Annotated in this window: 16 protein-coding genes; all 16 read left to right on the forward strand. The window is 48.0% G+C overall.

Annotated features, from left to right (window positions below; genetic code table 11):
- The first annotated feature begins 7 nt into the window (after window positions 1-7).
- The 16 genes from AC58QD_RS09260 to AC58QD_RS09335 all read left to right on the forward strand — a co-directional run bounded on the left by AC58QD_RS09260 (window position 8) and on the right by AC58QD_RS09335 (window position 24,075).
- Window positions 8-883 (forward strand): carbohydrate ABC transporter permease, encoded by an 876-nt coding sequence (locus AC58QD_RS09260; RefSeq protein WP_497332342.1) that lies wholly within the window; start codon window positions 8-10, stop codon window positions 881-883.
- Between the two features lie 44 nt (window positions 884-927).
- Window positions 928-2,511, forward strand: a complete 1,584-nt coding sequence (locus AC58QD_RS09265) for an extracellular solute-binding protein (RefSeq protein WP_497332344.1) — start codon at window positions 928-930, stop codon at window positions 2,509-2,511.
- Between the two features lie 29 nt (window positions 2,512-2,540).
- Entirely contained in the window at window positions 2,541-4,874 is a 2,334-nt protein-coding gene (locus AC58QD_RS09270) for a helix-turn-helix domain-containing protein (protein ID WP_497332346.1), read from the forward strand.
- The gene (locus tag AC58QD_RS09275; protein ID WP_497332348.1) at window positions 4,840-5,955 is read left to right on the forward strand and encodes an alpha/beta hydrolase family protein; all 1,116 of its coding nucleotides are present in this window, start codon (window positions 4,840-4,842) and stop codon (window positions 5,953-5,955) included. The genes AC58QD_RS09270 and AC58QD_RS09275 overlap by 35 nt, the downstream gene beginning before the upstream one ends.
- Before the next feature lie 34 nt (window positions 5,956-5,989).
- The gene (locus AC58QD_RS09280; RefSeq protein ID WP_497332350.1) at window positions 5,990-7,081 is read left to right on the forward strand and encodes an amidohydrolase family protein; all 1,092 of its coding nucleotides are present in this window, start codon (window positions 5,990-5,992) and stop codon (window positions 7,079-7,081) included.
- A 4-nt stretch (window positions 7,082-7,085) separates the two neighbouring features.
- On the forward strand, window positions 7,086-7,445 hold the full coding sequence (locus AC58QD_RS09285) for a Rieske (2Fe-2S) protein (RefSeq protein WP_497332352.1): 360 nt from the start codon (window positions 7,086-7,088) through the stop codon (window positions 7,443-7,445).
- A gap of 81 nt (window positions 7,446-7,526) precedes the next feature.
- Window positions 7,527-8,129 (forward strand): Uma2 family endonuclease, encoded by a 603-nt coding sequence (locus AC58QD_RS09290; RefSeq protein ID WP_497332354.1) that lies wholly within the window; start codon window positions 7,527-7,529, stop codon window positions 8,127-8,129.
- A gap of 85 nt (window positions 8,130-8,214) precedes the next feature.
- The gene (locus AC58QD_RS09295; RefSeq protein ID WP_497332356.1) at window positions 8,215-9,393 is read left to right on the forward strand and encodes an FAD-dependent monooxygenase; all 1,179 of its coding nucleotides are present in this window, start codon (window positions 8,215-8,217) and stop codon (window positions 9,391-9,393) included.
- An 889-nt stretch (window positions 9,394-10,282) separates the two neighbouring features.
- Window positions 10,283-11,146: a sugar phosphate isomerase/epimerase family protein gene (locus AC58QD_RS09300; RefSeq protein WP_497332358.1), complete on the forward strand. Its 864-nt coding sequence runs from the start codon at window positions 10,283-10,285 to the stop codon at window positions 11,144-11,146.
- 119 nt (window positions 11,147-11,265) lie between these two features.
- Window positions 11,266-14,949, forward strand: a complete 3,684-nt coding sequence (locus AC58QD_RS09305; RefSeq protein ID WP_497332360.1) for a hypothetical protein — start codon at window positions 11,266-11,268, stop codon at window positions 14,947-14,949.
- Window positions 14,950-15,091: 142 nt separating this feature from the next.
- A complete protein-coding gene (locus AC58QD_RS09310) occupies window positions 15,092-17,434 on the forward strand; it encodes a helix-turn-helix domain-containing protein (protein ID WP_497332362.1) in 2,343 nt (780 codons plus the stop codon).
- Window positions 17,435-17,597: 163 nt separating this feature from the next.
- A complete protein-coding gene (locus AC58QD_RS09315) occupies window positions 17,598-18,566 on the forward strand; it encodes an ABC transporter permease (RefSeq protein ID WP_497332364.1) in 969 nt (322 codons plus the stop codon).
- A 57-nt stretch (window positions 18,567-18,623) separates the two neighbouring features.
- Complete coding sequence (locus tag AC58QD_RS09320) at window positions 18,624-19,487, forward strand: carbohydrate ABC transporter permease (protein WP_497332366.1); 864 nt, start codon at window positions 18,624-18,626, stop codon at window positions 19,485-19,487.
- A gap of 42 nt (window positions 19,488-19,529) precedes the next feature.
- Window positions 19,530-21,059 (forward strand): extracellular solute-binding protein, encoded by a 1,530-nt coding sequence (locus tag AC58QD_RS09325; protein ID WP_497332368.1) that lies wholly within the window; start codon window positions 19,530-19,532, stop codon window positions 21,057-21,059.
- Between the two features lie 59 nt (window positions 21,060-21,118).
- On the forward strand, window positions 21,119-22,567 hold the full coding sequence (locus tag AC58QD_RS09330) for a sulfatase family protein (RefSeq protein WP_497332370.1): 1,449 nt from the start codon (window positions 21,119-21,121) through the stop codon (window positions 22,565-22,567).
- Window positions 22,564-24,075, forward strand: coding sequence for a sulfatase family protein (locus AC58QD_RS09335; protein ID WP_497332372.1), 1,512 nt, complete (start codon window positions 22,564-22,566; stop codon window positions 24,073-24,075). Before AC58QD_RS09330 ends, AC58QD_RS09335 begins: the two co-directional genes overlap by 4 nt.
- The last annotated feature ends 576 nt before the right edge of the window (window positions 24,076-24,651 follow it).

Consider the following 24,651-nt stretch of genomic DNA (forward strand, 5'->3'; position numbering starts at 1 on the left):
GGAGGACATGCTCCAGACCGCTTCTTCAGATAAATGGGTGGAACGATCGAATTCATTCATACTTGCCTTGCTTGCTGTAGTGATGATCTTTCCGCTCTATTATGTATTCGCCGTTTCGTTCACCGACCCGAAGATTTATCACGATAGCGGGCTCGTGTTGTATCCCAAGGGTTTTACTTTTGAAAACTATAAGTACTTACTATCTACCCCATTATTCCCGCGCTCAATCGGTATAACGTTGTATGTGGCCATTTTGGGAACGGTATTAGGGTTAGCGGTAACCTCGGCCTTAGCCTACGCGTTGTCCCGTAAACGATTCATGGGCAGGAAGCTGTTGCTGTTATTGATTTTGTTCACGATTCTGTTCAGTCCTGGGATCATCCCGCACTACTTGCTCATTCGTGACTTAGGGTTAATCAATTCCTTGTGGGCACTCATTCTCCCCGCTGTTAGCAATGGGTGGAATGTATTCCTTATGAAAAGCTTCTTCGACAGCATCTCCGATAGTCTGGAGGAAGCCGCTGTCATTGACGGCTGCAATGATCTGCAAGTGTGGTGGCGAATCATTTTGCCCTTGTCTTTGCCGGCGCTTGCTACCTTCGGTCTTTTCTTCGCGGTCCAGTACTGGAATGTGTTCTTCAATGCAGTGCTCTACATCAACGATTTCCATAAATGGCCGCTGCAGCTCGTATTGAGACAAATGCTGATTGAATCCAGCACGACCGCAGGAGGGGGAGAAGGGCTGGCGGAAGGACAATATGTGAATCCGCAGTCCATCAAGATGGCTGCTGTCCTAATCGCATCGCTCCCCATTATGATGGTATACCCATTCCTACAGAAACATTTTGCCAAAGGAGTTATGGTAGGATCTGTTAAGGAATGAGATTATACAACTATAGGATTGGTCAATAAAAGGAGGAAAGCAAGATGAAATCATCATTCAAAGTCATCGAGAAGAAGTGGGTCGTTCTGTTAGCTTTGACACTTGCAACCGGCTCGGTCCTTGCGGGCTGCAGCAAAGACAATGGAAGCGAGGGCAGCAGTACAAGCAGCAGTCCAAGTCCGACGGCCACACAGAAGGCACCGGAACCGCCAACCCCGATCAGCATCATGGTTACATTCTATGGTGCAGAGCCCCCTGGACCGGATAATGTAGTCATCAAAGAGATTGAGAAGCGGACGAACACGAAGCTTACGATTACATGGGTGTCACCGAACAGCTACAACGAAAAGGTCAACGTGACGCTCGCTTCAGGCGATATTCCGGACATTACACTAATTGGCGATAACTTCGCCCAGAACGTAAGGAGCATGGCGGCCCAAGGGGCATTCTGGGATTTGGAGAAGTACATCGGCGATTATCCCAATCTGAAAGCGTACCCTAAGGAAGCTTGGGATAACACGCGATACCAGAATGGCAAAATCTACGCCATTCCGCGTGTTCGCGGCTTGGATGCTGGTATGCTTTCAGTGCGGAAGGATTGGCTCGATAAGCTGAATCTAAAGGTTCCCCAGACGATGGATGATTTGTATAATGTAATGAAAGCATTCACAGTTAATGATCCAGATGGGAACGGAAAAGCAGATACGGTCGGAATGGCTGGGAACATAGCGTCCGATGGGATCGGTCTAGGAAGCTTTAATGCGATTCTGAACACATTCCAGAATGCGAATGACGGCTGGAAGGTGGATCAGAGCGGCAAGCTCGTGAATATGACTACGCATTCCTCTACCAAGGAAGGGCTCGCATGGCTTCGTAAAGCGTATGCGGAAGGATTGATCCATAAGGATTTCGCCACGCTCAAAAATTCTCAAGGAAGAGAAGCGGTGATGGGCGGCAAAGCTGGAGTTGCCTTCGAAGCGGTATCGGCAGCATGGGTATTGACGGAAGGCATCCGCAAAACAGATCCTAAGGGTGATATGCTTCCATTGGTTTCCTTAAGTAATGCGGGCGGCGCCAAGTATAATGGCCAAGGCACGGGGTACAGCGGGGTGTTCGTTATCCCCAAAACGGTTCCGGAGGCGAAGCTGAAGAAGCTGCTTGCTTTTATCGACTACGGTGCTTCGGATGAAGGCTATGAGCTGGGCGCTTACGGCTTCAAGGATGTGCATTTCACGAAGAATGGGGAGTTCTACGTCCAGACCGAGCAAGCAACGAAGGATATCGTCTCCACTTCGGCTTTTGGACAAATTTTCACGAAATATAACAAATACATTTATGCGACTGCGCCGAATATTCCAGTTGATTATTACAATCGCAGCAAAGGGATCATCGATGAAATCAGTAAAGTCAGCCTATCCAACCCGTCCCTCGGACTTTACTCCGAGACTTGGACGAAATATCGCAATGAATTCGTCAAGAAAACTACAGATCTACAGGTTAAAATCATCCTGGGTTCAGAGCCTCTTGAGAGCTGGGATGCCTATGCCGCGAAGCTTGCAACCGATCCGAACTGGACCAAGTCCATGGATGAATTGAATGCCGCTTATAAGGCCAAGTCAGGCAAATAAATATTGTGCTAGAGGATGTGAGGATCGCCATGAGGAAGCTTAACTTGAATTTCTACTATCGGAACCTGCTTCTTGTGTTCATAGTTACTTGTCTTCCTATGGCGATCATTGCAGCATCCAACTATTATATTGTCGTAAGCCAGATCGAGAACGAAGTGAAGCAGAACCACCGCCTGCAGCTCGAGCAAATATACAGCAACATGGAGAAGCAGCTGACCCGCCTCAAAGTAATCGGCAATCAATGGGTATTTAATCCGCTGTTTATCGGTGAGCTGCTTACCGGTGATCTGCGGCAAAATTCCGAATCGACAAGGGAGCTCTTCGTTTCCTTAAGAACTTTGAAACAGACCAATTCCTTGATCGATAACGCTGTGTTGTATTTACAAAAAAATCATTTGGTCATTTCGGACGAAGAGGGAATTGTAACCCTCGAAGAAGAACCGACACAGCAAGTGTTTCAGAAGCTGTTGGAGGAGCGCTCCAATTTATTTTGGTGGGAGCAGCCCGTCAGCCCTCTTAAATATAAGAGCAAGGTTCAGGTTGCATTAGTGCATAAAGTTACAGGGTTAGTGTCAGCGCCTTCAGGGGCGATTATTTTGTATTTGGACAAAAGTCAGATGGATGATATGTTAGTTTCCCTCAATCTGGATGGGCAGGGGGTCGCTTTTATACTGAACAATGACGGCAGTTGGATTACTAGCGGCCGGCGTCAGAGCGAGGAGCCTTTACCCCTGGATGAAGCAGTGCGCGAGGCCGTATTAGATCAGGGGCGCTATAGTGATGATTTCATCTTCAAACGAGGCAAGATCAGCTATTCTGTTACCGTTGGGGAACTATCCCGTGACGGATGGAAAGTCGTCGTGGCAACACCTCTTACGAAGCTTACTGCTCCTGTCGTTCTAGTCTCGAAGCTCGGGTTGGCCGTCAGTATGATCGGATTGTTGATTGCGATTGGCCTGTCCTTGTTTGCCTCAAGAAGCATTTATCGGCCTGTTAAGAATCTGGTCGGGATGTTCCGCGAGTCTGTATCCAGCTCTGCAGCACCGATCGACAAGAACGATGAATTCCTTTTTATCGAGAGCAAATGGCGGAAGACACTCCAGGAGAGCCGGCTTATGAACGTGAAGCTGGAGCAGAACCGCCAATCGCTCAAGGAAGGCTTCTTACTGCAATTGATCCAAGGGCATCTGTATTTCTTCTCCGAAGAGGAGTTGAAAGAGAAGATGGCTCATCATGGCTGGCATGCAGAGGATAAAGGCTTTGCCATCATCCTGGTACGAATGGACGAGATTACCGATGACCATGGCAAGTTCTATGAGGGGGACGAACAGCTTGCGACTTTTGCGGCCGTAAACATTTCACAGGATCTATTGAGCAGCCTTGGAGAGGACGCCGGAGTGATCAATTTCTATGATCTATCGTTTGCTATTCTGCTCTCCTACCCGTCTGAGAGGCCTAAGGAGCAGGTTAAGCGCGATCTCTTCCACCTCTCAAGAGAGTTAATAGACATTCTGACTCGCTTTACTCAATTGCGTTTTACTGTAGGTGTCGGGAAGCTGGAGTACCGGGCGCAGGATATTCACAAATCACTTGCAGAAGCAAGAGAAGCGTTAAGATTCCGGGATCTGGACAAGAACGAGCAAATTCTGGATATGGACAATGTACTGCCTCAGGGGGCGGTTCCTGTTAATTATCCATTCGATACGGAGAATGCGATTATCCAATCGATGAAGATGGGGATGGAGAAGGAAGCCGTTCGGCAGCTCGAACGATTCGTCCAACAGCTGAAGCAAAGTCAAGGGAAAGAGATGTTGTTCCAGCAAGGCATGCTCCAACTGCTTGGAAGCATTCTGCATGCACTTTTACGATCTGGCGTATACTCGGCGGCGCTGAATCGGAATGGCAACCTATTCGAGCAGCTAAGCGGGATCAAGGTTCCGGAAGAAATGCTGCGCTGGATGCGCACTCATATCATTGAGCCATATGCTGAAGAGCTTTCTAATACGAGAGAGAAAATGATGCGGCAAATTGTGACCAAAGTCATCGAATCGATCCATGAATTGTACCCAACACCGATTTCGTTGGAATCTTGCGCGGATACTTATGGGATCACCTCGTACAATCTGAGTAAAGAGTTCAAACAATTCACAGGTACGAACTTTATTGATTATTTGACGAATGTCAGGCTGGATAAAGCCAAAGAGCTGTTAAGCACTACAGATATGAAGATGAATGATATCGCGGAACGGGTAGGCTACCAACCCAGTTATTTCATGCGGATTTTCAAAAAGGCAGAGGGCATTACACCAGGGAACTATAGGGAAAGGCATGGGAAAGGAAGCTCATTCGAATCGCCAAGGTGACTTGGCCGTTACGGGAGGTAGAGAACTCGCCATGTATGAACAGTATGAGGATCGGGAGCGATTAGGGAAATCCAATATGCTGGAGCCCTTTTATTCGCCCTATCAGGATTTTCGAATCTATGAGTCTTCGGTAACACAAGGAATTCGTCTAGGCTTGAATGTGATCAAACCAGAGCGGCCCGGTTATATGTTAATCAAGCTCCATGGATGGCATATGAGCATGCCGATGCCGGAGCGCAGGGAAACACCATTAGATAGCCCTTATTTGATTGTTCAGGTAGATATGCGCGGAAGAGCTTTTTCCGAAGGCGAAGAGGATTGCAATGGCTATGAGTTAATTGATATCTATGATGCTGTGCAATTCGTGAGGAGCGAATACTCCGAGTATTTGCTTGCACCCGATCCTGTTTATCTCGAAGGAGGAAGCGGAGGCGGCGGGAATGTGCTAGCTGCTGCAGCCAAGTTTCCGGACTTGTTCGCTGCAGCTTCTGCCTATTATGGCATATCGGACTATGCCGTGTGGTATGAACAAGATAAGACGGGGGAATTCATGGACGATATGGACATCTGGATTGGCTGCAGCCCTGCCCAGGATGAACAGCGTTATGCAGCTCGAAGCGGGCTTCAGCTTGCAGCAAATGTGATTACCCCGCTCTATATTGCTCATGGAGAGAATGACATTCGAATTCCAGTAGATCATGCCAGAATGTATGTCCAGCATATGGCACGGCTTGGGAAGAGCTCGATCATTCATTATGATGAATTGTTCGGTGTTGGTGGACAAGGCCACCAGGATCACATAAGGGAGGAACAGCTTGAGTTGATTCGGATTGGGTCTGAACGGAATAGAACCCAACACATGGCTAAGAGGGAGCTTCCTCTGAAAGGCGAGCTGGTCATAGGGGGCTACGTATATACGGCGTCTTTCCAGGTGCACCTTGAATCGGTTCATTCTCTTGCCGTAATGGAGTATGATCTTGAGACACGTGAAGCTCGATTGACAGCAGCTAAGCCTTACAAGTATCGAATCCTTTGGAATGACGGTCGGCGGGATCAGGGTGTTTGTATGACAGATGTGTAATTTGGAAAAAAACGGATAAACGGAGGAGATAGTTATGTCTGATCGACCTCAATTAATAGATGCAGATGTACACAATGCGATTGCCAAGCCGCAGGACTTGCTGCCATATCTTCCCAAAGTATGGCATGATCAATGGTTAGCCGTAGGGCCAGGGTATAGCGGAGGGTGGTACAGCCCAGTGAGTGTGCTGCGGAAGGACGCCGTTCCCGATGGGGGAGGAATACCCGGCAGTGACCCTGCATTCATGCTGAAGCATCATCTCGATAAATATGATATTGATTATGCGGTGCTTACCGGCTCTGGGGTTTTGGGTATATCCTTAAATCCCGATCCGGATTATGGGAATGTCATAGCGACGGCATATAATGACTGGCTTGTTGAAACTTGGTTGAAGGCTAGCCCGAAGTATAAAGGGTCCATTCTGATTAACCATGCTGATCCACAAGCGGCTGCTAAGGAGATTGACCGTATGGGCAGCCATCCGGACATAGTGCAGGTCATTATGTGCAGCGGTTCTCGAATGCTGTATGGTCAACGCTTCTACCATCCGATCTATGAGGCCGCCGAACGCAATGGGCTGCCTGTAGGGATTCATCCCGGTACGGAAGGGCGAGGCATTGCTGGAGCACCGACGCCTTCCGGCTATCCGACCCGTTATTTGGAATGGCATAATATACTGCCTACTAACTATATGGCGCATGTGAACAGCCTGGTGTGCGAAGGGGTATTCGAGAAATTTCCTAAGCTTAAATTCGTTGCAATAGAAGGCGGGATCGCCTGGCTGCCGCATCTAATGTGGCGGATGGATAAGAATTACAAAGGATTACGCGATCAGGTGCCATGGCTTAAGCGGCTTCCTTCCGAGTACATCAAGGAACATATTCGTCTGACGACACAGCCTATCGAAGAACCGGCCGACCCGGCTCACTTGAATCAGATTCTCGATATGCTCGGTGCGGATAACCTGATTATGTTCTCCTCTGATTATCCGCACTGGGATTTCGATAATCCTAAGATGGCGCTGCAGCCGATTCGCAGGGAGCTAAGAACGAAAATTTTTGCTGATAATGCGATTGAATTATACGGTTTAATCAGTAAACCTGCTGTTTCTGTAAAGGAGATGTAGGTCAATGACGGAAAAAACAAAATATCCAGTGGCCCAAGCAGATGAAGTGCTCTCGAATGGACGCAAGCTTGTCACCGTGAAGGGCATTGAAATAGGGATCTTCTATGCAGGCGGGGAGTTCCGTGCTTGGCGGAGTGTATGCCCACATGCGGCAGCGCCGGTGTGTGCAGGGAAGGTTGGCGGTACCCGTCTGCCATCCCTGGTGCAAGAGTACAAATATGGCCGCGATCAAGAGATTCTACGCTGTCCTTGGCATGGGTGGGAGTTCGACCTCATAACCGGAGAGCATCTGGTTGATGCGAAAGTGAAACTTCGCGGGTATCCTGTCGATGTGGAACAAGATCAAATCTATGTATGGGTGTAAGTTGTGGACACGATGGCAGTAAAAGCCTATTCCAGTTATAATAGGGGGAGTATTCTAAGCGATCTGTAAGGGGAGATTCTTGTGAGCTATGAGGAGAAGAAGAACGGTAAGCCCAAGGATGAGATCATACGAGAACAGCCTATGACCTACGATGACTATGCTGCATTAGACGACGGTAAGCGATATGAGTTGGCGGACGGCAAACTGGAGCTTATGAGTCCGGGGCCTTCTTCCGCCCATCAACTATTCAGCTTTGAGCTTCAGAAGAAACTTGCGGAATCCTGTGAATCTCAATATTTTGTTCTTTATGCTCCATTAGACGTCATTTTGAGTCCGACCGAAGTGCGGCAGCCTGATATTATGATGCTGCACCGAAGTCGCGTCCATCTTCTAACCAAACGCGGGATAGTAGGTCCTCCTGATCTGGTTGTCGAGATTCTTTCCCCCTACACGCACAAACGAGATAGACTTGATAAGCTGCGTGTCTATGCGCAGTACAGTATTCCAGAGTATTGGCTGATTGATCCTGTACACGGCACTTTGGAGCAATTCACACTGCAGAACGGAGACTACCAGCTCCTCCAGTTATACACTGGTGATGACGAAGTGCGTTCGGAGAAACTAACCTGCGTATCCTTCACAATGGCCGCTATTATATCCAATATTCCAGATCTGCAAGATTAATAGATGGACGCCGTTGTCTGCAGCTTCGCAGGCATGGTGTTCTTTTTGTTTTTGCAGCAATCATGTAAAGGAGAGCCGGGGGAATATGGCGATCATGAAAAGCTCAAGTAAGAAAGCGATAATAATAGGAGCAGGGATTGGTGGATTATGTGCCGGGCTTGCTCTGTACAAGAAGGGCTGGCAGGTCGTTGTTCTGGAGAAATCGGATTCCCTTACCGAAGGCGGCGCAGGGATCGTACTGGCTGCGAATGCGATTAAAGCGTTGCAAAAACTGGGAGCAGCCGAGCAGATCAAAGCGCAGGGTATGCCAGTCGGCAAAGCAGAGATTCGCACTTGGGACGGGCGAATCATACTGGACCTACCCATACACGAGCAAGAAGACCTGTACGGTACGCCTAGTTATCTGATCCATCGCTCGAGGCTGCAGTCCATTCTCTATCACGAGCTGACGCGGGAAGCAACCGTTTCTTTTGAAAAGCGATTAGTGGATTTCGAATATGAGGGAGAAAAGGTAACGGCTTTGTTCGAGGATGGAACTAAGGAAACCGGCGATGTGCTAATTGGAGCGGATGGGATCCATTCTATTGTCAGAGAAAAGCTCCATGGCCGTGCAGCGCTCCGATACTCGGGCTTCTCTGCACTTCGAGGCATAGCTATATTCGATGATGTGCGCTACTCCAGAGAGCTTGGCGGCGGCTTTGAAGCTTGGGGACCAGGCAAACGTTTTGGCTTCTCTCATCTGGGTGAAGGTCAAGTATTCTGGTTCGCGGCGATAAATGCCAAGCAAGGCGCAATCATTCCTCAGGGGATGCGAAAGCATGCAGCTCTCGAAAGCTTCAGGAATTGGTGCAAGCCGATTGAGGCCGTGATAGGGGCGACGGATGAATCAGCTATACTGGCTCATGATATATTCGATTGCAAACCGCTTCAGACATGGAGTAAGGGGCGAGTTACCCTGCTCGGGGACGCAGCACATCCAATGCTCCCCAATCTCGGTCAGGGCGGGGCACAAGCGATGGAGGATGCAATCGTGCTAGCGGATTGTCTGGCAAATAACAGTACAGCTGTGCCTTCTGCTCTTCAAGCCTACGAGCAGCGCCGCATACCCCGTACCACCAGGATTGTGCGTGAATCGCGGAGAATGGGACGGTTAGTCCAACTTGAGAATGAAGTAGCGACTACAGCTCGGAACCTAATTCTTCGAACATTGCCTCCTGGTTTACAGGTTCGCCGTTTGCATTGGCTGATCGGGTATGAGGCATAAGCGCCAACTGAACTTCAACCGCCAAGGACCTGTCCGGTGAACTAACTTCCGGTCATGTTTTTCTTAACATTATAGAACTTTAAGTTTTGGGGGGAACCAGAGGTTCCCCTTTTAGGTCTTGCAAATTGTTTGATCGAATCCGTAGTGTGATTTCCGTCTTCCACGAACAATTCATCCCTATTCTTTGCTCCTTTTCTCCTTCGCTCCTGCTCTTCGTGGCATTTTGGATTTTCGTGGTACCTCGCCTACAAATAAGCCATGTTACTATTGTCTAATAGGACCATTTCATCGCTCAGATGCTAATTAGCCATTCTGACTATCCTCTATTTCGGCATTGTGAACCGATTTTCCTCAAACCAGGTCAAATAACCAGTAGTAAAACTTGCTATCCCGGAAAATGTCGGCTTTTCCGTCCAAATTACCTATACTATCACTGGCTAACTGGTCTCCGCAGGAGGACCTAAGTAGTTGATTAACTAATCCAAAGAATCTATCGGTGGACCTGGGTCGTTTGTAGACAGTCCTTTAGACAAAGAATTCAAGTACAACAGCGTTGTAGCCCGCCTTTCTGCCCTCCCACGCACCCAATTGATATCCTACACCAAGTACCTGTTCGGTGAACTAACTTCCGGTCAGATTTTTTCATAATATCAACAGGTCTTGATGTGCCTTTTCATCATAAAACAAACAGAAAAATGTGTTATTATTTCAGTCCTCTCCATCCCCAATGAATACCAGTGGAAATGCCTGTGATGGTAAAACATTCTATTAAGACTTTCCCGGAAAAAAGGGTTTGATTCTTCTATGGATGATGTTTATAGTGAAGGAAGGGTTCACTAAAGTAACAGATTGGAAATCAAATAGTCGAAGATCGACCAAGGAGGCAAACATGAAGGTAGGACTAAGTACATACAGTTTATCGAGAGCCGTTGCTGATGGCGAAATGACGTTTCTGGACACCGTTAAATGGGTAGCGGATAATGGCGGGGAGCATGTTGAGATTTCCTCGGGCAAAATCAATCTGACTGAGGAGCCGGCGTTGGTAGAAGCCATTCGTAAGAACGCTGAAGAATATGGAATTGATGTATCAGACTATGCTATAGGCGCTCAATTCATTCAACCGGATGAAGCAGCGTACGAAGCAGAGATTGCTAGAGTCATGAAACACGTGGATGTTGCCCATGCGCTTGGCGTCAAGCTGATGCGGCACGATGTCGCCTCACGGCCGATTCCTGAAGCAACGTTGGTTAACTTTATAGCGGATCTTCCTAGCCTGGCGAATGCATGCAGACGAATTGCCGACTATGCGGCTCAATACGGGATTACAACTAGCGTAGAGAATCACGGCTACTATATTCAGCACAGCGACAGAGTGCAAGCTCTAGTTCAAGCAGTTGGCCGCGATAACTACAAGACGACCCTGGATATTGGGAATTTCATGTGCGCAGATGAGAATTCCGTAATCGCAACAAAGAAGAACTTGCCGATCGCCTCGATGGTCCATTTGAAAGATTTCTATCTTCGCCCGTCTCATCAAGACCCGGGTGAAGGATGGTTCCGCACTGCAGGTGGAAATTATTTAAGAGGTGCTATTGTGGGTCAAGGTGATATTGACATTCGCACCGTGATCAAGGCTATTAAAGATTCAGGTTATGATGGATACATTTCCATAGAATTCGAAGGTAAGGAATCCTGTACGTACGGTTCCAAGGCTGGGATGGATAACGTAAGACGGATCTGGAACGAAGTATAGTCTGCAATTAAGAAGGAAAGGATGGTTCGAGCCGCAGCCGGCCCAGGATCATCCTTTCTTGATTTCAATGTACATATAGGGAATATAACTCCAATATGATCGGGAGGGTACAATAACCCATGCGACCACTTTATCCAACCTATCTGGTGCCAGAAGCAGATTCATTTGAACACCTGTCTTATACAGGAGACTTTACAGAAGGGGATTCGATGAATCCGGCACAGAAACGAGCGGAATTCGCAGCCTATACTTGTCAGGATACGCTGTTTCTACAAATCCGCAGCTATGAGGCAGATCTGGACAACGAGTACATTCGCTTGAATTTCGACCCGGACCATTCCGGCAGAAGACCGCATAATCTGGTGCAGATTACAGTGGACGGTAATGGCGAAGTTAGAGCGGAAACGATGGAATATGACATTATTCATTTATCGCCTGTAGCAGGAGTCACCGGGAATTCTGCCTTTGAGAACGGTTTGTGGGAATGCACACTCCGAATCCCGCTAAATCTTGTATACAAGGAAGAGCAGAACAGAAGATACATTGGGCTTAACGTGATGCGAATGAGCAAAGCGGTACGCACCTGGTCCAAATGGTCGGGGCTTCCGGGTGAGTTGGCTGTACATTGTCTGCAGGGGGTAGGCGATCTGATCTTCGTGAAGGATCTCACTGCGGAAGAGATCGACGCGTTAGTGGAGGAAGCCTCAGCAGACAGCCGCGCCTATTATACGAAGTGGGAGAAACAGAAGCTGCCGCAAGAAATAATGAAGTATGTCCGTGCCAAGAAAACCGGGCTTTCTTTGCGTTTGAAGAAGGAGGACCTGGGTCGAGCCAGATTCCACGCTCACCACACCGAATGGGGAGCGCAGATTGCGGAACGGACTATTGAGGCAGCGAACTATTGGGCATTAAAATCAGATCAAGAGTTGTTTGATTTCATTCTTCCTGGCAATCCGAGAGCGATGACACCAAGCCAATTCTTCGGTGATCCGTTAACGGGCGGGAATCGTTCTACACTCAAGACATGTATCGAAACACCGTATCGCTTTTATAACGAAGAGACTGGAGAATGGTGGTATCCAGGCAAACGGCTTATCAATCCCAAGACGGGGGAAGAGGTTGTTGTCGAGGATGACGGCTCGGGATTCTTGCTGCCTGAAGGCTTCGCGAATCCATACACCCGCTGCATGTTAGTGGCTGCTTACCGTCAATATCGGCTTGGTATTGCAATGGCTGCCCCTTATTGCCCTACCATTACGGATCGGAATGTTGTTCCGGATACAACCGGACTACGTTATTCAGGAGCCATTCCTAATCTGGCGAATGCGTATTCCTTAACAGGTGATATTCTCTACGCGTACAAAGCAGCAATCCTGATCGGCCGAATAGCGGAGTTGTATCCTTATATGAATGGCGGGTATCACGACGGCAGTTACTCCGATACCGTTCACATTGCTGAGCCGTCCACAACGGGAACAGAATGGAAGAAAAATTTGCTGGAAGCGTACGATCTGATCTTTGACGATATTGATCTCTTTCATAGTGAATTGAAAGCATTCTTTGCTAGCCAGCCTGATGCTGAGAACAAGAAGCGGCAGCAGCCTTTTGATCTGAGAAGAGCGGTTGAACAAGAGATGGTTCCTTATATTATTTATGCTTGCGAGCTGGAGCGAAGCGGTGCAAGCGATTGGTCCATGCGGCTGTTAGAGCTGGAGGTAGAGACAGCGGCACTCATCCAGAACGGGGAGCTTTTACATAACATTTTGCTTGACTCTAAATTCAGTCTGTTCTCCAAGCTGAAGAACGGCTATTACCGGGATGGCAAATATGCTTATGATTCTTCCGAGTACGTAGAGGGCATGTCAGCTGCCATGATGAGATATCCGGACTGGGCTTATTTGTTCCAGGATGATCAATATTTCCAAGAGCCGCTTAATTTGTTCGAGGATTCCAGATTCGGGGTTAAAGAAGCGATCGCCGTCTATTACAAATTCAAAAACGGGAGTTTGTCCGCATCATTCGGAGATACGACCGTGGATAACCTCCAGCCTATTTCTGACAAGCGCAAACGGGGCTTAACTCCCTATTTATCCTTGAGTGAGTCCGTATTCAGACGAATGCCTTCCGCAAGAGAGGTCATTGGACCTGCTCTCGCTCTCTATACTGCCGAAGAGCTTAACACTATGAGAGTAGAGGCTTGTATGCGCAGCGGAAGAGGTGTAGAAAGCTCACTTCTGCTACTTGCCAACGCTCTGTCAGAGGAGGAACTGGCCCCTTACCGGGCAGAGCAAAGTGTTGTTCAGCCTTCTTACCTCATGGAGGACTCCGAGATCAGTATTCTGAGGACAGGTACCTCCGCGCATAATATGAAGCATGTCGTCCTGTACGGACAACCAACGCTCCCTCACTGTCATGGTGATAAGCTGGGACTGTGGATCGGCGCATATGGAATTCATATGCTGGCACACGGCGGTCATTATCCGTACATCTGGATCGGTCCCAAAATCACACAATGGGAGCTTCATTCTGCTTCATGTAATGTGGTGCTCATCGATGGTCGTAATCAGGCGCCATCGAGCTCAATCCAGCTCGAGCACTATGAAGGCACATCCATTCAGCTTGCAGGATTGGAGAGTACAGAAGCTTACCCAGGAAGCCATTATGAGCGATGGACTTGGCTGATTCAGGCTCCAGATGGGGAGAACGCCTATGTGTTCGATTTGTTCAATGTGTCCAACGGAACTCGATTTGACTACAATACACACGGATTAGATGTTCAGATGGACGACATAGTTTTTGAAGGTGTGAAAGAATGGACTTCAATGACGGGTACGCTGGTAGGATCGGATGTTCCCTTGTACAGTGAGCCAGGTTACGGCTGGATGAAGGATGTGCGTACAGCCAAGGTCGATGACAAAGTATCCTGGACCTATCCGTATGGCAGTAACGGCCTGAAGATCACAGCCTTGAGTGATAAGCCTCGTGAGCTAATCACCTGCCTTGGTGAAAAGGGCGGTCAGGAAATGAGAAAGTCCGCGTGGGATAGTTACGTCCTGCTCCGAGATGAGAATGCGGACGCGGAGCACCATAAAGCAATGTTTACGACCATTATGGAGCCGTTCGAAGGCGTTCCATTCTTGCAATCCATATATTCTCTGGAACGCCTAGAGGGGATGGATGAAAAGGGGGTCGTGAAAAGTGAAATTGAAAATCAAAGTGGATTTCCAACGGTTGGAATCTGCGTGAATCATCCCGATGGTGTTCGTGATTTGTTGATTTCCGTTCATGAAGAAGGTCGTGTAGTCCGATTTCGCGATGAGGCAGGCGTATTGCATACGACAGATGCAAAGGCGCTGTTCCTAAGGTATCGTGGAGATGAGCTGTTGCAGGCAGAAGCGCTTGGCTTCACAGTAGCCGCCTCAGGGGAGTGGAAGCAGGAGCGAAGCCATTTCAATTGGCAAGGCTCCGTAATCCATGTGGATGCAGAGCAACGCCTGATCTCCATCAGACTGGAGGGAGACTGGCCGGAGCTTGCGCAGCTCAAGGATTGTGTAGGATTCGTCGACGCGGACACCTACAAAAAGCCATCCCCCTATTACATCAGGGAACCGAAGCTGGAAAATAATGTGTTGACCTTCAAGGCAGACGTTACCTTGTTCCGCGGGGAAGAAGGCTGGCGAGGTGCAGAGAAAGCTCGAGTGCAGCAGGGGAAATCAACACAACCGTATGCAGGCAAGCAGATGATTATTGACGTGAAGCCAGGGGACACTTTTTCGCTAAGAAATCGGTTTGTTCTGGGGTAATACTAATATAAGAAGAAGTGGAGCATCTTCGTGCTTCACTTCTTTTTGTTGCGCACGAACATTGGAAGACATATTGTCGGCGATTAAGACCAGGCTATGCTATAATCGTCATACAAATAATGAAGGGGATGCTAGCGGGCGTATGAAAAAAACCGTTCTTATTCGACTGATGCAGCACTTGTGTATAGCTGTCGTCCTTATCACCCTTATAATCGGTACGCTTGTATACGGGTATGTAAACCGAATGTTGAAGCAGGAAGTGTATGCTTCTAATGCTGAGGTGCTCGGACAAACCAAAAAAATCGTAGAGTTGGCACTAGGTGAAGTACAGAAGATGGCTTTTTCGCTTGCATTGAACAGAAATGTTCAGAGAGCCGTTTGGCTGAAATGGGATATGAACGAAGAATACCAGTTTTTAGAAGGAATCAACGAATTGTTCCGCGATAAAGTAACGTCCTCTAACTACATTCACTCGATCTATTTATATAGCAATACTAACGGAAAAATCATTTCCAATTCAGGGATAGCGGATTTTACCGGGTTCTGGTATGAATCTGCTATTGAGACTTTTCAGAAGGAAAGGGCAACCTCTCTGTGGTATGACACCCAGTCGATTGTTTACGCTGACGGTTCAAAGGACAATGTTCTCAGCTATATGATGAGTGTGCCGTTAAACGACTACAACAAAACAGGTGTGCTCGTTGTGAATTTGAAGGAGGATTTACTGTACGGTGCGGTAGTGAATACGAACAATCGGAAGCTCGGAAATGTAGCTATCCTCAACCGATCCGGTGATATGCTTTCTTATAAGGACAAAAGTTTGCTCTATACTCATTTTGCAGCTGACACGAAGCAAATGAGCGACCAGGGCGAAGGGTACTTTATTCAAGATATGAACGGAACAAGTACATTCGTGTCTTATGTTATTTCGGAAGAGAACGGCTGGAAGTATGTTGCCTTTAACCCGTCCAAGGAAGTGTTCAAAAAATCAACTGCCGTGCTCAAAGCAACGCTTACCGTTTCTGGTCTTTGCCTGATCATCGGACTCATTCTGATGGTGCTCGTTTCGGGCAAGTATTACCGCCCGATTCGAAACATGGTGCAAGCGATCGATCAGCGGCTTGTTCCGGGTATGAATAAAACGGGGTATAAAGACGAATTCAGTTACATCAGGGGCTCCTTGGATAAGCTGTGGGAAGAGAATGAGGAGTTCCAGATGAAGTTCAGGGAGAATGAGATTATTCTGCGCGACCATTTCCTGCTCCATCTACTGCTGGGCAAGCCGCCCGGTGAAGATGAGATCGCCCGGCAAATCGAGTATTACGGCCTTGCTCTTCGGCCAGATCGGCTCTGTGTCATGGTCCTTCGTATTGACGCGCCTGAAGGTGCTGATTGTTCCCAAGAGCCGTTCCGAAGCATACTTCCTTATCAGGTCCGAACCATATGTGAGGAAGCCATTGCGGAGATCGGTGGAGGCGCCTTCATCAATCAAGTACAGAAGCATGATGTAGTGTTAATGAACTTCGAACAAGGCGTGACCAAGGAGTTAGCCGGTGAACGGGCGAAAAACGCCGCAATGCGCATTCGGAATGCCTTTGAGGAACAAACAGGCATCAAGATGTCGATCGGGATCGGCGGTTATTATGAGAAGGCTTCCGAGATTTCACTCTCTTATGAAGAGGCGCTGGAAGCACTTTTGCTGGAACGAATCGGCGGGACCGGAAGTATCGTCTCGATTCAGGATCTGATGCTGAATCACGTGAATCGCAACCTGTTCATCGCTTATCGCGCTCAAGCAGACAAGCTTGTTAATGAACTGAAGAGCGGCAACCTGGAAAAAGCACAGCATATTAAGAATGAAATCATGGAGCAATTGAGTCAGGACAATCAGCTCGGCTACCATTACAAGAACATGATCCTAACCCATATTATCAACAGTATGGTCAGCATTATATTTGAATGGAACGGACAGATCGAAGACGTCTTCGGTAACCATTACAATATGTACCACGAGTATAGCAAGCAAACTACACTGCCAAGAATAAATGAGTGGTTCGACGTAATTCTAGTGAAAACATACACTTTCATCCAGAACAAACGCGACAACAAAAATGCAGATATGATGCTTAAGGTGAGCGCATATATCCGACAGCATGCTTCCGAACCTCTGACTCTACAATCCGTTGCGGATACGTTATACATGAATGCGAACTACTTCAGTAAGCTGTTCAAAGACAGCACTGGGAAAACCTTTATCGAATATGTAACAGAGGTCCGGATGGATCAGGCTTGCAGGCTGCTGAAGGAAACAGACAAAACAATCATTGATATTGCTTCGCTGAGCGGATTCGGGCAGAAGCTTAATTTGATAAGAGCTTTCAAGAAAACGTATGGTATCACTCCCTCCGAATATCGGAACCAGAATATAATAGAACGGCTGGAAAGCGGTTCCGACTCCGAAAATGCTACTGATCTGAACAAATGATACCTATATTTTATGAAGATTTGAACCTTTTTTATGCAAAGTGATTCTTTTCGCATGTCGATCAGATCCCCTATGATAAATGTGCAAGGTGAATGAGTGAGTGTATGAAAACGCTCACCAAACGCTATTGTAAACGCTATCGTAAAGGAGGATGAACTGCGACATGCCCACAGTAATTCCCGGCAGCCGACCGAAACCCATGATTCCTCAGAAGCCAATAAACAAACAAGGAGCTTTCTGGGGACACGTTTGGGCGAATCGTTATTTGTACTTGATGCTTGTGCCGGCGCTTGTGTACTACGGAATTTTTCATTACTATCCCATGTACGGAGCGGTCATCGCATTTAAGGATTTCAGCATTACAAAGGGGATCTTGGGCAGTCAATGGGTGGGGTTTAAACACTTCGAGTATTTGTTCTCGCTTGACAAGTTTTGGCAGGTGCTGTGGAACACGGTGATCATAAGCCTGTACAGACTTGTGTTCGGTTTTCCGCTGCCTATTATGGTTGCGCTGCTCTTGAATGAGGTTCGTCTTGTCGTGTTCAAGAGGACGGTGCAAACGATCGTCTATCTGCCGCATTTCATTTCCTGGGTAATACTGGGAGGGCTTATGATTAACCTGCTGTCTACGGACGGTGGTGTAGTCAACAAATTAATTGAATCATTCGGCGGATCTGCGGTTGGATTTATGAGCGACGAAAGTCATTTCCGAGATACGCTGGTATGGTCGATGATTTGGAAAGAATTTGGTTGGAATACGATTATTTATATGGCCGCACTTGCTGGGGTAAATCCGCAATTATATGAAGCGGCAGTTATCGATGGCGCGAACCGATTCCAGCGGATGTGGCGAATCACGGTTCCGTGTATTCAGAGCACCATTATCATTCTGCTGATTTTGCGGATCGGGCATTTGATGGAAGCTGGCTTTGAGCAAATATTTGTACTGTACCATCCGGCTGTGTATGCGGTGTCGGACATTATTGATACGTATGTATATCGGATCGGGCTTACCGAAGGACGTTTTAGTCTTGCGGCCGCAGTCGGCTTGTTTAAATCCGCGATCAATTTCGCTCTTCTTATTATCGCCAACAAGTTGGCTCGTATGATGGGTGAACAAGGGGTCTACTAGCGCATGAAGCTTCGCTGTGAAGTACATTTGCTGAGCAAATGTTTTAGGAGGGATTGAATGAACCGCGGCTTGGCTTCAAAAGTATTTGATGTCTGTAATTACGTTGTTCTTGCTCTGTTGGCTTTTATTACGTTGTATCCGTTTTGGGATTCCTTCATTGTGTCCATTATTCCGCTTGAAGAAAGCTTGGCCTCTACTGTGCATCTGTTTCCGAAAACGATTACATGGGAAGCCTATGCTTATATTTTCAAAATGAAGGAGCTCTGGTCATCTTACGGTGTAAGTTTTTTTATAACGGTGGTAGGAACATTAATCAGTATGATCGTCACGATCCTGGCCGCCTACGCGCTATCTAAGAAAAACTTGAAGGGGAAGCGGGTTGTCCTATTCCTGATTGTATTCACCATGATGTTCAGCGGGGGGCTAATTCCAACATATATTGTCGTCAAACAATTCGGTTTGTTGAACTCGGTCTGGTCTCTCATTATTCCTACCGCGCTCAGTACCTATAATCTGATCATTATGCGTAATTTCTTCTTATCCGTTCCGGAAAGCTTGGAGGAATCGGCGAAAATAGACGGCTGCAATGACGTTGGAGTTTTGGTCCGAATCGTCATTCCTCTATCGATGCCGGCCATTGCAACTATTGGGTTGTTCTATGCGGTGAACCGTTGGAATGAATTTTTTACAGCGGTGATGTACATTACGGACAAAGATAAATGGCCTTTGCAGCTTTTCCTTCGCGCCATGCTAATGGAGAATGAAGCGAGTTATCAGAGCGGCGGAGACAATCCTTTTTTGCTAGGCCAATCGATCAAGATGGCTTCTGTAATGATTTCCACAATTCCAGTCCTGCTGATTTACCCGTTTTTCCAAAGATATTTCGTGCAAGGCGTTACGCTCGGGGCTGTCAAAGAATAAAAGTGGGACATGCTCCCAAAGATGCATATATGGAGGGCTGATATGAAATCTGTTAATAAAACGATGCTCGTTGGCTTGATGACAACAACTATGATGGTTCCCCTGCTTGCCGCGTGCGGAAGCAGCTCCGATTCTTCTGCTCCTGCGGGAGAAAATGGCAAGAGCGACGTGCCTGCCAAGCTCGTATTCATGACAACAGGCGACGTGGCTGCCGCCGGTGTCAAGCCTGACGATCGCATTATCGCTGAGATTAACAAAAGGCTGGGGATCGATCTGGTCCTCAAGGTTGTGCCGGAGAATGCCTATGACAAAATAAACGTGGCGATGGCGACGGGCGATCTTCCAGACGTGGTAACGATCAACTATCCATCCAATTCGTTGTCCCAATGGATCAAAGAAGGTCTGGTGCTTCCGATTAACGACTACTTGGGCTCAATGCCGACTGTGAAGCAGAAGCTGGAGAGCAAGTTGTCCTGGACGGCTGTGGACGGCAAGTATTACGGGTATCCTTTTATAGAGAGCGAAAAATCCAATTACATGCTTGGATACCGTGCAGATTGGCTGGATGAGCTTGGTTTGAAGCCTCCAAAAGATTTGGACGAATTGTATAATGTGATGAAGGCAATTGCCACACAAGACCCCGACAAGAACGGAAAAAACGATAGTTATGGTTTTACATCCAGAAAGCCGGTGCCGGCCGGTTTTGACTTCGTATTTTACGGGTATGGCATGCCTTATGGAGACTGGGCGCTTGATGACAACAAGAACGTGATCCCGAAGTTTGAGCATCCTGCATTCAAGAAGGGGATGACTTATATCAAAAAGCTGTGGGATGAGAAGCTCATTGAGCCGGAATTCATGCTGAACGACATCCAGATGAAGGAGCAGAAGTTTTATCAAGGCAAAGCAGGAATGATGGATATCAACCTGTTCCGGCATGTGAATCGAATCGAGACTAGTCTGCAAAAGGTGAGCCCGAAGGGTAAGCTTGGTTATATGGCTCCGCCCGTTGGTCCTGATGGCAAAGCAGGCATGATCGGAGTACAGAAAAACGGGTTGTTTACAGCCATCACCAAGGATTCCAAAAATCCAGAAAAAGCTGCTAAATTTATCGAGTTCATGCTATCTAGTGAAGGTCGAAAATTGCTTGAGCTGGGGATTGAGAATGTGCATTACACGAAGCAGGGTGACCAAATCGTCTACAACGAGGCTGAAAGGGCAAAGGATAGCTTTGCATCTAACGGCTGGGCGCATCCGCTGGCATGGGGGAGCGTCATGTGGCCGCTGACCCAAAATTATTTGCCGCAAACAGAACTTCAGGCGGATCGCGCGAAGGAATCGGTTAACATCGCGTCTAAGTATTTAATGCCGAACTTAGTCAATATCACAACTGCGGCAGAGACAGAATTCGGCGGTGTCGTGAATGAATTGTACAGCCAATACTTTATGAACATGCTGACTGGAAAGATAGATATTGAGAAAGGTACAGCGGAGCTCTCCCGCAAATGGCGTGAGCAGGGCGGCAACAAAATCTTGGAAGAGGTTACGAAGGCTTACAAGGAAAATAAATAAGATTCGAAAGGGGGCGGCTGATAAGCCTCCCCCCGTATCTTTCTTAGGAGGTTGTTGGCATGAAGCAGCACGCAGTGCGGCCGAATATCGTATTCTTGTTGTCGGATGATCAAGGAGCATGGGCGATGGGGTGCGCGGGCAATCGGGAAATCAGCACACCGAATCTGGATCGATTAGCGGCAAGTGGTATGCGGTTTGACAACTTTTTTTGCACATCACCTGTATGCTCCCCTGCACGGGCCTCTTTGGTGACGGGTCGCATTCCTTCGCAGCACGGTGTTCATGATTGGATTCGTGAGGGCAACATGGGCGAGCAAGCGATTCGTTATTTGGAGGGACAAACCACTTACGTCGAGCTGTTAGCGCAGCATGGATATGAATGCGGACTCAGTGGTAAATGGCATCTCGGTGATAACAGCGTACCTCCTAACGGATTCTCACATTGGTTCGCTCACCAGACAGGGGGAAGTCCGTACTATAATGCTCCAATGATTCGAGACGGTGTTCCATACATCGAACCCCGTTATATCACAGATGTCATTACAGACGATGCGCTTGCCTTCATCGATCGGCAGAGCGGTACCGATCGGCCATTTTATCTTAGCGTTCACTATACAGCGCCGCACAGCCCTTGGATTAACAATCATCCGCAGAAGTTCATAGACATGTATGAGGATTGTCCCTTTGAATCGAGCAAGCAGGAGACGCCGCATCCGTGGATGATCCCCAACCCGCCATGGGGCAGCGATTACAGAGCCAATCTGAAAGGCTATTATGCAGCGATCACAGCAATGGATAGCCAGATTGGCCGTATTCTTGACAAACTGGATGAACTGGGAATGGGAGGAAATACGCTCGTTTGTTTTATGAGTGACAATGGGTTCAGCTGCGGCCAACACGGCTTTTGGGGGAAGGGCAACGGGACATTCCCTCTCAATATGTATGACACCTCTGTTAAGGTTCCAGCCATCTTCAGCCATCCTGGACGTATTCCAAGCGGTGAGGTGAGTGAGGCAATGGTCAGCGGTTACGATTTCATGCCGACGTTGCTTGCCTATGCAGGTATCGACAATCCTGGAGCCGACAAGCTTCCGGGATCGAGCTTCCTGCAGTTGTTGGAAGGCGAAGACATGGAGGAGAGAGAGCATGTGGTAATCTATGACGAATATGGACCGGTTCGTATGGTTCGCAGTAAAACTTGGAAATATATTCATCGATATCCGTATGGACCTCATGAATTATACGACTTGGCGAACGATCCTGGAGAATGCAGGAACCTGGCAATGGACCCCTTTTACGGCGACAAGCTGTCTGTGATGAAGTCTCAGCTCGATGATTGGTTCGTCCGATATTCGGACCCTGCAACGGATGGTTCACGCGAGCCCGTATCCGGAGCGGGGCAGGTCGGGTTAGCTGGGACGGCAGGCCAAGGTAAACCCGCATTCGCATCGTTGAATATATCCGTTCCTGGACAAGTGATGCCGAGAGAGGAGAAGCCTGCAGAATGAACAAACCCAATATTGTGTTGATCACGAGTGATCAACAGCATTGGAACACAATAGGAGCCTTTAACCCGGAAATTTCGACACCCAATCTGGACAGACTGGTGAGGGAAGGAACGACCTTTGATCGGGCGTACTGCCCCAATCCCACTTGTACGCCAACACGGGCTTCCATTATCACGGGCATGTATCCGAGCCAACACGGAGCTTGGACATTGGGTACCAAGCTGTTGGAGGACCGTGTTACCGTGGGCGATCTTCTCCGTGAGGAGAATTACCGGACAGCCTTGATTGGGAAGGCGCACTTCCACCCAATAGGCTCCACGGAACAATATCTTTCGCTTGAAGGGCGGGGGAAGCTGCATGATTTCGATTTTTGGAAGACGTTTACGGGGCCTTACTACGGTTTTGAGCGTGCAGAAATGGTGAGGAATCATGCGAACGAGTGGCTTGTTGGACAGCACTATGCGCTGTGGATGGAAGAAAAGGGCTGCGACAATTGGCGAGACTATTTCACACCACCAATTGGGACAATGGACGAGAAGCAGCAATTTCATTGGCCGATTCCGGAGGAATATCACTATAATACGTTTATAGCGGAACGGACCAATCAACTGATGGAACAATACACTCAAAACGGAGATTCGTTCTTCATGTGGGCAAGCTTCCCTGATCCGCATCCACCATATTTGGCACCGGAACCGTGGGAAGATATGTATGATCCCGACAAGTTAACGATCCCGAGAATATCTCCAGGTGAGCATGACGCTAATCCGCCTCACTTCCGAATGACGCAAGAGGTAAGTCCTGATTTCTCCGCTTATAAGGAGACGGGCTATGGCATTCACGGCTATCATTCTCATATGCACATGACTGAAGAGGAACATAAGAAGGCTGTTGCGGTTTATTATGGTATGGTCAGTTTTACCGACAAATACATCGGAAGCATATTGGATAAGCTGGATGAGCTTGGAATTGCGGACAATACGATTGTTGTCTTCACAACAGACCACGGGCATTTCTTCGGGCAGCATGGCCTGCAAGCGAAGGGCGGGTTCCACTATGAGGATTTAATCCGCGTTCCATTTATTGTACGTTATCCGGATCAGATTCCGCCAGGCACGGTATCGGGATCGATGCAGTCTCTCGTGGATTTGGCGCCTACGTTTCTTCGATTCGCAGGTTTGCCGGTGCCAGGGGCGATGACAGGAGTGGATCAATCTCATGTGTGGCTTGATCCGAAGCTAGCGGCGAGAGATCATATTATTTGCGAGTTCCGGCACGAGCCGACGACGATTCATCAGAAAACCTATGTGAACGAGCGGTACAAAATTACGGTATATTTCAACCAGACCTACGGGGAACTATTCGATCTGCAGGAGGACCCGGGCGAAGTGCGGAATGTATGGGATGATGAACGATACGGCCAGCTGAAGTCGGAACTGTTGATGAAATATATATGGGCGGAAATGGGCAAAGAACCGATGCCGATGCCCCGAATATCGCATGCTTAGCTTGAAGAGCCGTGGACCTCGTCCGCGGCTTTTTGTTCTGGTAAAGCTGTAGAGCGGAAATCCGCCATACAGCAGGAGAAGTGTTGCTAGGAGCATGCGTCAGGGGGAGAAGAAAATAGAGCAATAGGTACCTGAGAGGTACCTAACGGATGCGAATTGGTGGATGAAACGCCGAATAGGTGCCTGAGAGGTACTTAACTAATCAAAATAGCGTCAGGAGGAAGCAGAAATGGAGCAATAGGTACCTGCGAGGTACCTAACGGACACTAAATGGTGGATGGAGCGCCGAATAGGTGCCTAAGAGGTACTTAACTAATCAAAATAGCGTCAGGAGGGAGCAGAAAAAGAGCATTAGGTACCTGAGAGGTACCTAACGGACGCCAGATGGTGGATGGAACGCCGAATAGGTGCCTGAGAGGTACTTAACTAATCAAAATAGCGCCAAGAGGGAGGAGAAGTAGAGCAATAGGTACCAGCGATGGTTACAACTTAGGTGGATGTTGTCTATGGAAGTAAAAGGGTGCAAATGCAGAATATCTAGCTAAACAAGCGTGAGAGGTAACTGCAAAACCTGCA

The organism is Paenibacillus sp. J2R1T-4 (genome assembly GCF_059692235.1).